General features: G+C 44.1%; 15 protein-coding genes. 4 read left to right on the top strand and 11 right to left on the bottom strand.

All coding sequences use genetic code 11. The features are described from left to right. Positions 1 to 179: 179 nt before the first annotated feature. The 6 genes from paaG to paaA all read right to left on the bottom strand — a co-directional run bounded on the left by paaG (position 180) and on the right by paaA (position 4,720). Positions 180 to 971, bottom strand: a complete 792-nt coding sequence (gene paaG, locus O4M77_RS02880) for a 2-(1,2-epoxy-1,2-dihydrophenyl)acetyl-CoA isomerase PaaG (protein WP_312157332.1) — start codon at positions 969 to 971, stop codon at positions 180 to 182. A gap of 64 nt (positions 972 to 1,035) precedes the next feature. Beyond that, positions 1,036 to 2,094, bottom strand: a complete 1,059-nt coding sequence (gene paaE, locus O4M77_RS02875) for a 1,2-phenylacetyl-CoA epoxidase subunit PaaE (RefSeq protein ID WP_323713790.1) — start codon at positions 2,092 to 2,094, stop codon at positions 1,036 to 1,038. Positions 2,095 to 2,158: 64 nt separating this feature from the next. Continuing rightward, complete coding sequence (paaD, locus tag O4M77_RS02870; protein WP_180003062.1) at positions 2,159 to 2,659, bottom strand: 1,2-phenylacetyl-CoA epoxidase subunit PaaD; 501 nt, start codon at positions 2,657 to 2,659, stop codon at positions 2,159 to 2,161. Between the two features lie 28 nt (positions 2,660 to 2,687). Next, positions 2,688 to 3,443 carry a 1,2-phenylacetyl-CoA epoxidase subunit PaaC gene (gene paaC, locus O4M77_RS02865; RefSeq protein WP_262738328.1) on the bottom strand — a complete coding sequence of 252 codons (756 nt, stop codon included), beginning with the start codon at positions 3,441 to 3,443 and terminating at the stop codon, positions 2,688 to 2,690. Positions 3,444 to 3,459: 16 nt separating this feature from the next. Next, positions 3,460 to 3,747 carry a 1,2-phenylacetyl-CoA epoxidase subunit PaaB gene (gene paaB, locus O4M77_RS02860; protein WP_004783374.1) on the bottom strand — a complete coding sequence of 96 codons (288 nt, stop codon included), beginning with the start codon at positions 3,745 to 3,747 and terminating at the stop codon, positions 3,460 to 3,462. Positions 3,748 to 3,775: 28 nt separating this feature from the next. Then, positions 3,776 to 4,720, bottom strand: a complete 945-nt coding sequence (gene paaA / locus O4M77_RS02855) for a 1,2-phenylacetyl-CoA epoxidase subunit PaaA (protein WP_034170631.1) — start codon at positions 4,718 to 4,720, stop codon at positions 3,776 to 3,778. 262 nt (positions 4,721 to 4,982) lie between these two features. Between paaA and paaZ the strand changes: the two genes are divergently transcribed. The 3 genes from paaZ to O4M77_RS02840 all read left to right on the top strand — a co-directional run bounded on the left by paaZ (position 4,983) and on the right by O4M77_RS02840 (position 9,873). Further along, positions 4,983 to 7,094: a phenylacetic acid degradation bifunctional protein PaaZ gene (gene paaZ / locus O4M77_RS02850; RefSeq protein WP_323713789.1), complete on the top strand. Its 2,112-nt coding sequence runs from the start codon at positions 4,983 to 4,985 to the stop codon at positions 7,092 to 7,094. 206 nt (positions 7,095 to 7,300) lie between these two features. Next, positions 7,301 to 8,740 carry an MFS transporter gene (locus O4M77_RS02845; RefSeq protein ID WP_323713788.1) on the top strand — a complete coding sequence of 480 codons (1,440 nt, stop codon included), beginning with the start codon at positions 7,301 to 7,303 and terminating at the stop codon, positions 8,738 to 8,740. A 197-nt stretch (positions 8,741 to 8,937) separates the two neighbouring features. Further along, positions 8,938 to 9,873 carry a tRNA dihydrouridine synthase gene (locus O4M77_RS02840; protein ID WP_323713787.1) on the top strand — a complete coding sequence of 312 codons (936 nt, stop codon included), beginning with the start codon at positions 8,938 to 8,940 and terminating at the stop codon, positions 9,871 to 9,873. Positions 9,874 to 9,905: 32 nt separating this feature from the next. Here the strand turns inward: O4M77_RS02840 and O4M77_RS02835 are convergent, their stop codons facing one another. Further along, positions 9,906 to 10,496, bottom strand: coding sequence for a nuclease-related domain-containing protein (locus O4M77_RS02835; RefSeq protein ID WP_323713786.1), 591 nt, complete (start codon positions 10,494 to 10,496; stop codon positions 9,906 to 9,908). A gap of 86 nt (positions 10,497 to 10,582) precedes the next feature. Between O4M77_RS02835 and O4M77_RS02830 the strand changes: the two genes are divergently transcribed. Then, positions 10,583 to 11,545, top strand: coding sequence for an IS30-like element IS18 family transposase (locus O4M77_RS02830; RefSeq protein WP_125279924.1), 963 nt, complete (start codon positions 10,583 to 10,585; stop codon positions 11,543 to 11,545). 133 nt (positions 11,546 to 11,678) lie between these two features. Here O4M77_RS02830 and O4M77_RS02825 read toward each other — a convergent pair whose 3' ends face one another. The 4 genes from O4M77_RS02825 to O4M77_RS02810 form a co-directional block, all read right to left on the bottom strand. After that, the gene (locus O4M77_RS02825; RefSeq protein WP_034170626.1) at positions 11,679 to 12,161 is read right to left on the bottom strand and encodes a methylated-DNA--[protein]-cysteine S-methyltransferase; all 483 of its coding nucleotides are present in this window, start codon (positions 12,159 to 12,161) and stop codon (positions 11,679 to 11,681) included. A gap of 69 nt (positions 12,162 to 12,230) precedes the next feature. Continuing rightward, positions 12,231 to 12,548, bottom strand: a complete 318-nt coding sequence (gene sugE / locus O4M77_RS02820) for a quaternary ammonium compound efflux SMR transporter SugE (RefSeq protein ID WP_159124254.1) — start codon at positions 12,546 to 12,548, stop codon at positions 12,231 to 12,233. A 627-nt stretch (positions 12,549 to 13,175) separates the two neighbouring features. Then, positions 13,176 to 13,862 (bottom strand): ribulose-phosphate 3-epimerase, encoded by a 687-nt coding sequence (rpe, locus tag O4M77_RS02815; RefSeq protein ID WP_034170624.1) that lies wholly within the window; start codon positions 13,860 to 13,862, stop codon positions 13,176 to 13,178. Positions 13,863 to 14,113: 251 nt separating this feature from the next. Then, complete coding sequence (locus tag O4M77_RS02810) at positions 14,114 to 15,208, bottom strand: M48 family metallopeptidase (RefSeq protein ID WP_323713785.1); 1,095 nt, start codon at positions 15,206 to 15,208, stop codon at positions 14,114 to 14,116. Between the last annotated feature and the right edge of the window lie 4 nt (positions 15,209 to 15,212).

The raw sequence follows: 15,212 nt of genomic DNA, 5'->3' as shown, positions 1-15,212 counted from the left end.
GATTTCATTTACTATCAGAGTAATACAACATATAACATAGGACCTAGCTAACCATCAGATCAAATAGGTATCATATTCATACCTGTCAGGAATAATTCAACTCGACCAAGTGGCTAAGCGACAACTGAAAGGAAAAAATCGCACAACTTTGAGCCGAGTCAAATCCATCTCCGGCAGATTTAGCAGCCCTTATATTGTGGTGTGCGTTTTTGCATAAAGGCCTGAACGCCCTCACGATAATCATTAGAACGGCCTGCCAGACGTTGCAGATCCCGCTCCAGAATCAGTTGCTCATCCAGATTATTGTCTGCAGCGGCATGTATCGCTTTCTTGATCAGGGATAGACCATAAGTCGGCTGAGTCGCCAGATGTTCAGCCATTTTTTCAGCTTCTGCTTTTAACTGATCATCTTCAACTACCTGCCAGATCATGCCGAGTTGTAGCGCATGTTCAGCCGAGATTTTGTCACCCAGCATCGCCAGACCCATCGCTTGGGCACGGCCAACCAGGCGTGGTAGGAACCAGGTACCCCCTGAATCTGGCACCAGACCGAGACGGCAGAAGGCCTGAATAAATGAAGCAGATTTCGCTGCTACCACGATGTCACAAGCCAGAGCAATATTGGCACCTGCACCCGCTGCTACACCATTTACGGCACAGATCACCGGTTTTGGCATTTCAGTAATCAGTTTAATCAGCGGGTTGTAGTATTTTTCAATGGATAAACCTAAATCTGGAGCATCAGCATTTGGATCTACTACACGGTCGTTCAGGTCCTGACCAGCGCAGAAACCACGACCTTCTGCAGAAATCACCACTGCGCGAATTGCTGAATCTTGCGCCCAGCGTTTTACGACAGAAGATACTTCCTGATGCATGGTTTCATTAAAACTGTTGAGCTGTTTAGGACGATTAAAAGTCAGGTAGCCCACTGCATTTTTTTCTTCAACAATAATTGTTTGGTAATCCATTACACACCTTTTAAGTTTCTATTTCGTTCATGCATTTATCTGCATGGTGCTTAATTTAAAATCTTTACTCGTCGAAACTGAGACGAACATTTCGAGTGGTTGGACGCGCCTGACAGCTCAGCACATAACCTTTCTGGATTTCTTCTTCTTCCAGGCTATAGTTGATTGCCATTTCCACTTCACCTTGCAGCACCTTACATTTACAGGTTGCGCATACCCCGCCCTTGCAGGCATATGGCAGATCTGCACCAGCACGTAAAGCCGCATCCAGAATGCTGTCATCCTGTTTGGACACTTCGATGATCAGCTCACGACCATCCAGAATGATGTTGACCTTTTCCTCGGTACGGCTTTCGCTCTGCTGTGTAGAGGCTTTTGGTGCAGTACCGGTATTAAAGCGTTCGGTGTGAATTTTGCTGCGTTCGATCCCAAGGGTTGGCAAAACGGTTTCTACTGCATTCATCATTTCTTCAGGGCCACAGGCAAAGCAGTGATCGGTTTCTGCTGGAATCAGGCCTGCCTGGAACAACTGCTGCAATTTTTCTTCATCAATACGACCATTGAAAATCTCGCTGTCATTTAGCTCACGCGAGAAAATATTGATCAGTTGCAAACGCTCTTTAAAACGGTCTTTCAGATCCATGATCTGTTCAGAGAACATGGTCTGTTTCCAGGAACGGTTACCATAAACCAGTGTAAAAGTGGCATCTTGCTTACGGCTCAACACTGCTTTGACAATAGACAAAATTGGTGTAATGCCACTACCTGCAGCAAAACCCAGATAATGTTTACCACCAGTCTTGGCCGCTTTCTGGAAAAACACACCTTGTGGTGGCATCACTTCCAGTACATCGCCGACTTTCAGATTTTCATTGGCCCAGGTCGAGAACTGGCCCTGATCAATTTTCTTGATCGCAATACTCATGTCTTCATCACTATCGCTACAGATCGAATAGCAACGGCGCAATTCTTCCTGTCCTGTCATATGACGGATGGTCAGGTGTTGGCCCGGCTGATATTGAAAACTATCGGCATGTTCTGGACTCAGTTCAAAAGCAATGCAAATTGCCTGTTCAGTCTGAGGCTGAATCGATTTAATGGTTAACGGAATAAACTGGCTCATTTCAAAATCCTTCTAAGCTGTGGCGATCTCACGCTTTATTGTTATGGCTTGTGCGCTTAAGCCCTTAAATACATTTAAAATAGTCAAACGGCTCCAGGCATTCCTGACATTTGTACAGCGCCTTGCAAGCGGTTGAACTGAATTCACTGAGTAATCGGGTGTGATGGCTATGGCAATGTGGACACTGGATACCATCACTGAGTGCAACATGAGTGCCGCAGCTATTCGATTCACCTTTAGGTGGAGCAATACCGTATTGCTGCAATTTATGTTTACCTTCCTCACTCATCCAGTCAGTGGTCCATGCTTCTGACAGATCGACCACGACTTTGACCGGCGTCAGCTCATGTGCTGCAAATGCCTGGGTGATTTCCGCCTTGAGCAGATCGGTTGCCGGACAGCCACTATAAGTGGGGGTCAATCGAACCACGATTTCATCCTGTGGGTTGATCTCCACTCCACGAATCATGCCCAGGTCAAGGACTGACAGGACTGGAATTTCCGGATCGGAAACCTGTGCCAGGACCTCCCAGCATTGATCTTCTACATGTCTAATCAAATTCATGCCACTCACTCCCTGTGATGTGCTGGATTTACCAGTTCATGCCTGGATAGCTGCGCTGCATATATTGCAGTTCCGCCAGTACATAACCCAGATGTTCGGTATGTAGTCCCTGCTTGGCGCCACTACGGTAAGCACCACTTTCTGGCAAGCTCAGTTCAAAACGTTGCAACTCAGCAGATATAGTTTCCAACCATTTCGGTTTCAGCAGTTCCAGATCCGGAATCAGGTGAGCATCAACCAGCTGACGTTCATCTGCAGTCAGGCTGAACAGCTCTTCAGTAAAGCGCCATAGCTGGTTCAGACCATTCTGGATCTTTTCATGTGCTTCTGCAGTACCTAAGCTCAGACGTTCCATCCATGAGGTTGAAAAACGCAAATGGTATTTCACCTCTTTCAGCGACTTGATGGCGAATGAAGAAATGTCTTCATTCTTGCTATTGCTGAGTGCTGCAAACAGCAAAGCATGGTAATGATCCATCAACCACTGACGTACGATGGTTTGACCAAAGTCACCATTTGGCTGTTCACTCAACAGCAAATTGCGGTATTCACGCTCGGTACGAAAATAAGCCAGTTTATCTTCATCACGACCTTGCCCTTCAATTTCACCGGCGAGACTCAGTGCTGTACGTGCCTGACCCAGTAAGTCTAGGCCGATATTTGCCAGTGCAATATCCAGCTCCAGCTCCGGTGCGTGACCGCACCATTCCGCCAGACGGTGTGAAAGGATGAGCTGGCTGTCGCCAACATGCAGTAAAAATTGTGCCAATACCTGATTCGTCATTACTCTGCCCTCCACCTTACATGTGTTCGATGCCATCTGGAATGTGATAGAAGGTCGGATGACGGTAGACCTTGTTCAATGAAGGATCAAAAAACTCCGATTTTTCATCTGGTTGAGATGAGGTAATCAGTTCAGATTTCACGACCCAGATACTTACACCTTCATTGCGACGGGTATAGACGTCACGGGCATTTTGCAGGGCAATTTCATCATCAGGGGCGCGCAGGCTGCCGACATGACGGTGGCTCAGACCCTGTTTGCTGCGAATAAATACTTCGTATAAAGACCAGTTATTCTTGTTCATTTGCATATCCTTGTGCTATTCCGTTGCCTTAAGCGATTTTTCGTTGATCTGACTGCTGCTGTTGCTTGCTGGCATAAACTGCTGCTGATTCACGCACCCATTTGCCGTCTTCCCAAGCCTTGCGACGCGCTTCGATACGTTCATGGTTACATGGACCTTTACCTGCCAGCACATCGAAGAACTCATCCCAGTTCACCTGACCAAATTCATAGTGGCCAGTTTCTTCATTGAATTTCAGGTCTGGGTCCGGCACAGTCAGGCCAAGCTGCAATACTTGCGGCACAGTGTTGTCGACAAATTTCTGACGCAATGCATCATTACTGAATAATTTGATTTTCCACTGCATGCTTTGTGCACTGTTTGGAGAATTGTCGTCACTTGGACCAAACATCATCAGTGCCGGCCACCAGAAACGGTTCACTGCATCCTGTGCCATCTGTTTCTGTTCTGGCGTACCTTGTGCCAGTTGCATCATGGCCTCAAAGCCTTGACGCTGGTGGAAACTTTCTTCTTTACAGATACGTACCATGGCACGTGCATAAGGACCATAAGAAGTACGACACAACGCCACCTGATTGACGATTGCCGCCCCATCTACCAGCCAGCCAATCGCAGCAACATCTGCCCAGGTCAGGGTTGGATAGTTAAAAATGGATGAATATTTCATGCGGCCAGCAATCAGCTTTTCCATCATGTCATCACGGTCTGCACCAAGCGTTTCTGCTGCACTGTAGAGGTATAGGCCATGCCCTGCTTCATCTTGTACTTTAGCCAGCAATACCGCTTTACGTTTCAAAGTCGGTGCGCGGGTAATCCAGTTACCTTCTGGCAGCATGCCAATCACTTCTGAATGTCCATGCTGGCCAATCTGGCGGATCAGGGTCTTTCTATAGGCATCCGGCATCCAGTCCTTCGCTTCAATCGAAATGTCCTGCTCTATCTTCTGATCGAATGTTTGTTGTTGCTTATTCATGTTTGTCTCACTTATCCCAAGTGCTGATACAATCAAATTAAAACGATACAAATATAAAATCAATACTATTTTTTAAGTATCATATATTTTTTAAAAGCATTTTCTATTAAGCTATTGTTTTTATTGTTTTTAAATTTTTAATTACATCAAAGTTACTTTTTTGTTTGCGGATTATGATTGACATTTAAGCTTTTTGATTGCAATTTATGAAACATCAAAAGTAAAAATAAACTCAACAACGTATCATAAATGGAGTTATACAATGTTGGAACTGGACAGCACAACCCAGAGCACGGATCTTCAGGACGACACACAGGCGAATTACTCAGCTAAAGTTAAAGTATTGAGTTCACTGGTTTTAGGTGGTGAACATAGCGCACAAAATGACTTGCGTACGGTTTATCACGCCATTAGCGGTGAAGCGATTTACCAAGTCAGTAGCCACGGCATCGACATGCATAACGTAATGCAATATGCCAAACAGAAAGGTGCTGCCATTGCCCACTGGACCTTCCACCAGCGTGCCAACGCCCTGAAACAGGTGGCACAATATTTACTGGAACGTAAGGAAGATTATTACCGCTTGGCAGCCGCAACTGGCTGTACCCGCAAAGATGCCTGGATTGATATTGAAGGTGGGATTGGCACCCTGTTTGCCTATTCAAGTCTGGTTCGCCGTGAACTCAGCGATGAAACGGCACTGGTGGAAGATGCCTGGATTCCACTATCCAAACAGGGTAGCTTTGGTGCCAAACATATCCTGAGCCCAAAAGCTGGTGTAGCAGTGCATATTAATGCCTTTAACTTCCCGATCTGGGGCATGCTAGAAAAAATTGCACCTACTCTACTAGCCGGCGTACCTTGTATTGTCAAGCCAGCAACAGAAGGTGCAGAACTGACACATACAGTCGTTAAAGACATTTTAGCCAGCAATTTACTACCAGAAGGTGCTCTGCAGCTGATCTGCGGACAGACTTATGACCTGTTTGATCACCTGAATGCACAGGATACCGTTACTTTCACAGGTTCGGCTGCTACCGGCCAGAAACTGCGTGCTCATCCACACCTGAATGCCCACTCTATTCCATTCAGCATGGAAGCCGACTCGGTGAACAGCGCCATTCTGACCCAGCAAGCCAACGATGAAACCATTGACCTGTTTGTGCGTGAAGTCTTCCGTGAAATGACAACCAAGGCCGGCCAAAAATGTACTGCAATTCGTCGTGCCTTTGTGCCAGCAGCATTGCTCGATACCGTACAGCAACGCCTGACTGAAAAATTACAGAAAGTAGTCATCGGTGATCCTGCACAGGACGGCGTAACCATGGGTGCTCTGGCCAGCGTTAAACAGAAGCATGATGTTGCTGCCAAGGTAGAACAGCTGGCACAGGAAGCTGAAATCATCATAGGTAGCCACCTGCGCCAGGACTTTGCCATCCAGGTCGCACATCCGGAAAAATCTGCTTTCTATCCACCAACAGTATTGTTATGTAAAGATCCGGTACAGGCCCAACAGATTCATAATATCGAAGCCTTTGGCCCAGTGGTTACATTGATGCCCTATAGTGACCTACCACAACTGGCAACATTAGTAGCTCGTGGTGAAGGCAGTCTGGTCGCTTCAATCGTGCGTAACCATGATGAAAATATTGAACAGCTACTCAGCAAGATCGCGCCTTGGCATGGTCGTGTGCATATTCTGGATCGTGAAAGCGCTAAGGAAAGTACCGGTCATGGTTCACCACTGCCATTGTTAGTGCATGGTGGTCCGGGGCGTGCTGGCGGTGGTGAGGAACTCGGTGGTCTGCGTGCAGTGAAACACTATATGCAGCGTACTGCTATTCAAGGCTCACCAAATGTGCTGACTCAGGTTGGTCATAGCTGGACCGCGGGTGCGGAGGTATTTGAAGACCGCGTGCATCCATTCAAGAAATCCTTTGATGAACTGCGGATCGGTGAACGCCTGCTGACTGCACGCCGTACCATTACTGAAGCTGATATTGTCAACTTTGGTGGTTTAAGTGGAGATTACTTCTATGCACATATGGATAAGATTGCGGCTGCGGAATCCTTGTTCGGTGAACGCGTCGCACATGGTTACTTCATTGTCTCTGCCGCTGCCGGCTTGTTTGTTGATGCTGCTCCAGGTCCAGTTATTGCCAACTATGGCATGGACAACCTGCGCTTCGTAGAACCGGTGAAAATTGGTGATACCATTCAGGTAGAACTGACCTGCAAGCAGAAAACCCCAAAACCGCTGCGTGATGAGCAGAGACCGCATGGTGTCGTGGTCTGGGACATCAAGGTGAAAAACCAGCGCAATGAACTGGTCGCGACCTATGACATCCTAACTCTCGTAGAAAAAGCTGCTTAACAAATATTTTCAGACACTTAAAGTAAGAAGGGAATCTATTTGATTCCCTTTTTTATTGATTTAAAAATAATTGTATCTTTTTAATCCAGACATATTGACGGCTGTGCAAATTACTCCTAGATTAGATTAATTGATACACATTAAAAATAAAAATAATTAAATTTGTATCAAATAAACCAATCACTATAACTTGCACAGGATGTTGCATGATGAATGAAAAAACATTGGTCATAGACAAGGTTGACAATGACGTCCAACCACTCGATTCTCATCTAAAAATTACTACGCCTATCCCTGAACAGGTGGCTACAGAAATTCCACCAGCAACTCCGGAACGTAGCAGCTATCAATGGTATGTGGTAATCATCTGTATGGTGGCCTACATTCTGTCTTTCGTAGACCGTCAGATTTTATCCCTGATGATTGAGCCGATTAAGGCCGACTTGATGCTCAGTGATACCCAGTTCAGCCTATTGCAGGGGCTGGCCTTTTCGCTGTTTTATGCCTTTATGGGCGTACCGATCGCCGCACTGGCCGACAAGAAATCACGTGTGAAAATTATTTCGGTTGGGATCGCTTTCTGGAGTCTGGCCACTGCAGCCTGTGGCCTCAGTAAAAACTTTATCCAGATGTTCCTGGCTCGCCTCAGTGTCGGTGCCGGTGAAGCAGCCCTATCTCCTGCCTTTTATTCCATTGTGGCGGATCTATTCCCGAAACATAAACTGGGCCGTGCGCTAGGCGTATATGCCATTGGTGCTTTTATCGGTTCAGGACTGGCTTTCCTGATCGGTGGTTATGTGATTGGTCTGCTCAAAGATGTGAGCTTTGTCACTTTACCGATGATTGGTGAAATCAAAACCTGGCAGCTGACCTTTATGATTGTCGGTTTACCGGGTGTATTGCTGGCATTACTAATGATTCTGACCGTACGTGAACCAGAACGTAAAGGCCTGAAAATGGATGCGAATGGTGTCGCAGTGAAAGCATCTTTTAAGAATTCGATGGGTTTTATCAAAACCCATAGAAGGACTTTCTTCTGTCATTTTATTGGCTTCTCTTTCTACACTATGATGCTGTATTCCCTGCTCGGCTGGGCACCGGCCTACTACATGCGTCACTTTGGCCTGGATGCAAGCCAGACCGGATATATCCTTGGAAGTATTATTCTTGTCGCAAATACTTCAGGCGCCCTATTCTGTGGCTGGCTGATCGACTTCTTTTCTAAACGTGGCTATAGCGATGCAGCAATCCGTGCCGGTGCAATTGGCTGTGCTGCCCTGATCATTCCAAGTGTGCTATTTACTCAGGTCGACAATATGCAGCTTTCATTCGCACTGATCTTTGTCGCGATGTTCTTCTCCACCTTCCCGATTCCAGCATCAGCAGCTGCTACCCAGATGCTGACACCGAACCAGTTGCGCTCTCAGGTATCAGCCAAATTCCTGTTGATTTCTAACCTGATTGCACTCGGTGTGGGTACAACTGCTGTGGCGCTGATTACAGACCGATATTATGAGAATACCTTAATGGTGGGAAATTCAATTTCTATCGTCAATGCGATAGCCGGCCTGGTTGGTGTGTTCCTGCTGTATAAAGGCTGTCAGTATTATCGTGAAAGTATGAAAGTCGAAAAACTAATCGATTAAGACAATATTAGATTTTCAAGCTTTAAATCCAAACCTTAAATCAGCCGATTTAAGGTTTTTTATTTAGATCACAAAAGATCAATAGATACTCATTCACACTCAATCTTTTTCTGCAATTCATATGAAAATTAAACTGCCTGGACATTCCCACCAAAAAGCCGTATAACACCGTTTTTCGAATTAACAGGTGTTGACCGTTGAAACTTGTTCTTGCACCCATGGAAGGCTTAACTGACCCGATTATGCGCGATGTACTGACATCCGTCGGGAGCTTCGACTGGTGTGTAACCGAGTTTATTCGTGTCACGGATTCGGTGCTGCCGGATCATATCTATCACACCTACTGCCCTGAATTGTTAAATGACGGCAAAACTGCTGCCGGCACGCCGGTGCATGTACAGTTTCTCGGAAATAATCCGGAAATGCTGGCAGCCAATGCAGTGAAAGTCGCTGCCATGGGCGCCCCTGCAATTGACATGAATTTCGGCTGTCCAGCCAAAACCGTAAACCGTCATCGTGGTGGTTCAGTACTGCTAGATGAACCTGAAGTCGTTTATGAACTGGTCAAAGCTGTTCGTGATGCAGTGCCCACACATATCCCGGTTTCGGCGAAAATGCGTCTGGGTTATATGGATCGCAACTTCATGATGGAAAATGCACATGCCATTGAAGATGCTGGAGCGGCCTGGGTCACCGTCCACGCGCGGACCAAGGCCGATGGCTATACTCCGCCAGCCTTCTGGGATCAGCTGCAACCGATCCGTGAAGCCTTAAAAATCAATGTGATTGCCAATGGTGAAATCTGGACCAATGCCGACGCCAAGCAATGTCAGCTAGAATCGGGCTGTGAAGATCTGATGATTGGCCGTGGTGCGGTCACTACACCTGATCTGACCCAATGTATTCGCCAGAATTCTGATGAGCCGCTCATCACCTGGAATGAACTGCTTGAACTGCAAATCCGTTTCCTGAATGGTTCCTATAAAAAGGAAATGAATATGGTCGGCCGTTACAAACAATGGCTGGGGATGATGTCCAAGCATTATCCTGAAGCTAAAGCACTCTGGGATGAGGTCAAACGGATTAAACAGCTGGTTGAAATTACTGAAAAGCTAAAAGCCTCGAAAAATTAAGAAAAAAGCCTTTGAATGATTCAAAGGCTTTTTTATTCGGATTGCCGCCTGTTTAAATTTGCGACATGTTCACGATTAATTTTCCAGGATTTTTCTAGTACTTCCTTCTCCAATCGAATCTGGATATGTTTAATCTTGGTATCAGAAATAACTCGCTGATTAAAGCTTTTTACATAATCTGTCCAACCTGCACCCCGAAATACATAATTCGGCATTGGGGTTTTGAATACCGCATCTGGCATAAATACAATCACAGAATGCAGCTGGTCTGGCTCAATAATATCAACCAGCACCTGCTCCAGAACTTTGATGTGCTTATAATTCTGATGAATCGGATTTTGAAATTTATAGCTATTTTTATAAAGTTTTTGCGTCCAGGTTTTTTGTCGCTCGCTACCAAAGATCCAGCCTTTATAGTTTTTGGTTTCAATCACAAACAGGCCATAAGGACTTAATAAGAAATGATCAATTTGTGTTGTGCTCCCTTCTCCATCTGGAAGAGTCAAATCGTTTAATAACCGATACTCAGGGTCTTTCAGATAAAGTTTGACATGCGTGGCAACAGCGAACTCTCCCAGCTTCCCTTTTAAAAATGGTTTAAATAACGCAGATTCAAATCCCAAGTGCAACACATTTGTAGTTAGTTGAAAAAGTTAGGTGTATTCATAGAATCATTAGACTTTTTCAACTCGCAATTGGAAAGCACACAATGAAGAAATACACCCAACTTTCTCAAGATGAAAGATACGAAATTTATGCTACTTTGAAAAGTAAAAGTTCAATCGCTACCCTTGCTCGGGAATTAGGACGTTCACGATCAACCATCTACCGTGAATTAAAAAGAAATACTGGGCAACGTGGATATAGAGCTCAACAGGCAGCTAAATTTGCAAGTCAAAGACGGTACCGTCCTTCATCATCAATGACAGCATTTGCCTTCGCTTATATTGATTATTTGATTGGTTTGGACTGGTCACCCGAACAAATTTCAGGTGCTTTAACACAACGCGGTTGGCTGGATGTACCTTCACATGAGTGGATTTACCAGTACATTTATCAAGATAAATCAAAAGGCGGTAAACTTCATCTACATTTAAGGCATCAGAAGAAATATCGAAAACGCGGTTACAAAAACACGGATCGTAGGGGTCAAATCATTGATAAAACAAGTATTCACTGCCGAGACCAGGTCATTGATCAACGACAACGTTTAGGAGATTTCGAAGGTGACACGGTGATTGGTAAACATCATAAAGGTGCTTTATTGACTCTCGTTGATCGAAAGAGCCTGTATGTACATATTGTTCATTTAGGGCCAACAAGAGCATCCTCTCAAACGATTACTTGTGCATTAGATCGTTTACAAATGAGCCATGCTTATAGTGTGACATTTGATAATGGCAAAGAATTTTCCGAACACAAAAGAATTACTGATGCTGGCATAGAGACGTATTTTGCTGATCCTTACAAGTCTATTCAGCGAGCTAGAAATGAAAATACGAATGGTTTAATCCGTCAATATCTGCCAAAATCATCATCGTTTGATGGCGTGTCAAACGAACAAATAGAGCAGATAGAATTTGCACTCAACCATCGTCCTAGAAAAACACTAGGTTGGTATACACCGAGTGAAGTTATGGCTGGTTTTTATACTGTTGCACTTGCCGCTTGAATCCGCCTAACTTAAAAATGATTAAACCAATAAAAAGTAGAAGAACCCATCATAAACTGGACCAGAGTTGGCCTAAGATTAGTGTTACGAACTGATCCATATTTTAATTTTCATTAATTTTATGATTTTGATCTTAATGGGTTCGCTCAATATTTAACAGAATTTCTTTTTTATCCAGACCACCCGCAAAGCCTACCAGCTTACCGCTACTGCCAATCACCCGATGACAAGGTGCAATAATCGAGATCGGGTTTTTACCATTGGCAGCACCCACGGCGCGTACTGCTTTAACATTACCGACCTGTTCAGCGATTTCCCGATAGCTTCGGGTCTGTCCATAAGGAATATTCAGCAAAGCCTGCCAGACTTTTTTTTGAAAATCAGTACCGGCAAAATCTAAAGGCAGTTCAAAAACATTGCGCTGACCGGCAAAATATTCTTGAAGCTGACGCCGAGCTTCTATCAATACAGGATGCTGTGGATCTTCAACCAGAGTTGCCAATCTAACCCGATTCGGTTTTTCACAATCCCAGAGTACAGCTACCAGCGCCGTTTCATTTGCAACCAGCTGCAACTGCCCTACAGGCGAGTCCATATAAATATAACTGAGCTGCATGGCCCTACTCCTACAGAATCAAGCTTGCCAGTTTTTATTTTACTCGAAATCAGAACTGCTCAACAGCTCTTAGGAGGAGGATAATTTCATCAAAACAAGTCCGGAGATAATCAGCACCGCAGCGAGCATACGCATAGCAGAAGCAGGTTCACCTAAAACTATAACACCGACCAGAAATGAGCCGACTGCGCCAATGCCCGTCCAGATGGTATAGGCAGTTCCTAGAGGCAAAGTACGCATGGCATAGGCCAGCAATACAAAACTGAGCACCATAAAAACAATCGTAAAAATACTCGGTGTGAGTTTGCTAAAACCCTCTGAGAGCTTCATGGAATAGGCCCAGACAATCTCAAATAGTCCAGCGAATACAAGTATAATCCAGGCCATATTGCCTTCCTCCTAATTAACAGAGTCAGGCCGTCCTGACGATTTTTCTTGTTGAATTTTATAAATTTAATCAACAAGGGAGGTCGTTCCCCCTAAAAAAATAAACATCTTATAAAACAGATGACAAAACCAAACTGCCGTTTACAAAATTTGACTGAATGAGAATTAACTTAACCATGTCTTACTCAAATGCTCAGGACAACTTCAAGATTTCAGCCTATCTTAAGGAACGCCAACATGGGACATCGTGTTATGGCATTACAGAGACTTGAGTAAGAAAAACAAACAAGGAATAAGTCCATATTATTAAGTTATGCACATGAATTAAATTTAAAAATAGCATGGAGATCTTACACAATGAAACACAAAACTAAGACCTATTGATCACTTTTTGTTTGGCTTGATTATTAACCTTTGATGAATAAACGATCACTAAAATCAAGGGCTGACATATCTAAAAAGAACCCAAATTGAGTTCTTTTTATACAAATTTTGTCTAAGATGCAATCAATCAGGCTACAAACGATTACAAAATATGCAACATATCCATATGGTTATCAACATAGATATCTACACACTTATCCATAAAGTTATCCACAGATTTATACACCTTAAACATTTTAGAGATTAAAGTTGAATTTGACCGACTTTAGCCAGCTCACTACGCATTTCATCAATCACAGCTTTATAATCTGGCTTGCCAAAAATCGCTGAACCGGCCACAAACATATCTGCACCAGCTTCTGCAATTTCACGAATATTTGCTGGTCCCACACCGCCATCTACTTCTAAGCGGATATCACGACCTGAAGCATCAATAATCTTGCGCGCCTGACGTAATTTATCCAAAGTCATTGGAATGAATTTCTGTCCGCCAAAGCCAGGGTTCACACTCATTAGCAATACCTGATCAACCTTATCCAGTACATAATCCAGATAATGCAATGGTGTCGCTGGATTAAATACCAGACCGGCTTTAGCACCACCCGATTTGATCAACTGTAAAGAACGGTCAATATGATCAGATGCTTCCGGATGAAACGTAATAATATCTGCGCCTGCTTCCAGAAAGTCACCAATCATGCGATCTACAGGTTTCACCATAAGATGTACATCAATAGGTGCCTGAATACCATATTTTTTCAATGCCTTACATACACCTGCGCCAAAGGTTAAATTGGGTACATAGTGATTATCCATAACATCGAAATGCACAACGTCTGCACCAGCCTGAAGTACATTTTCAACTTCTTCACCTAAACGGGCAAAGTCGGCAGACAAAATAGAAGGTGCAATTAAATAAGGCTTGGACATGAAAGGACCTGGCTAACTGAAATTGGATTTTTCTCATTATACCAAATCCAGTCCTGCTACTGTGACTTGGATGTTATGTGAATACAATGCTATGTAACGCTGGACAGTATTTATGCTTAATATCACTTGGCCTGGATGAAAATGATTGATTAAGACAGGAAAACTCGCATATCCATCAATAAAAAATCGAGGCTAAACACGCCTCGATCCTCAGGATATAGAGATATGAATTTTTATACTCAATATCAGGGCTAAACAGGTTGGCTCATTTTTTCTTCGAATGCATGAATCCGTTCAATTCTTTTGTCCAGCTCGGGATGCGATTCCAGATATTTTTTGAGTTTTCCAATCAAACGCAACCATTTCAGTTCAGACTCGGTAATTTGCCGTTCTTTTCCATCAATATTCAGGGTAAAGTTTTTCATTTTTATCGTTTTACTCTGCTCTGCCAAGATTCTAGCGTTTTCAACCCGCTGCAAAAAGTTCGACAAATGAATACTGGATATCTGCTGTTGATGTAAATGTTGCATGGCATAATCATCCGCAGCAAGTTCAAGTGCCTGTGAATATCCCGCATCGGCGAGTACCGCTATAGATGCCGCCACGACATCACTTAAGCCTCCTGTTACCAAGGCAAATAGTCCTGCTGCACCCAGGTTGGAAATCACTTTTTGCATGCTATGTTTTTGTACCAGATGACCTTGTTCATGCGCCAGTACTGCAAGAATTTCTTCATCTGCGCCACTGAGCTTGACCAGTTCATCGGTAACAATAATGGTATTGTTTGGAATCGCAGCTGCATTAAGTCCCATAGTTTCTCCGCCTTGACGGAAAATAATCTTAGCAGGTTTCCCTACTGCAATTTTTTGTTCGTACAATTTTTTTAGACGTGATTGATGCTTTGCGGAGAGCTTAGATGGCTCAGTTTGCTCAATTAATTTCTGCTCAGTTTGATTTCCTACCTCGATCAAGGTCTGTTCGGGAAATAATTGAGCGAGCTGCTGGGCGGTATAAGGAATCCCCCATTTAAGAATAAAAATTACCGCACATATCACGATAATCATCGAGAAGAAAATCAGGAGTGGAGAACCTTCAAATTTCCATATGGCATGATAGATTTCTTTGGATTTAATCTTCAGGCAGTTCGATAATCGGTTTACGCCTCCGACCCCGCCAATATACGCCATATCAGGATAAGTAAAATAAAAGTCAGCTTCACTCACTTGCTTGGGTGTTTCTTCACTGAGTTTCAAGGCAATCCCGCGTTGCTGATCAGGGACAATCCATGCACACTGAGCTTCAGCCAAAATCCCATCATAAAATCTGACTTCAACAGGTCGCTTCATCCTA

Origin of the sequence: Acinetobacter sp. YWS30-1 (assembly GCF_033558715.1) — a bacterium.
Classification (GTDB): domain Bacteria; phylum Pseudomonadota; class Gammaproteobacteria; order Pseudomonadales; family Moraxellaceae; genus Acinetobacter.
This window is presented reverse-complemented; position numbering and strand designations above follow the sequence as displayed.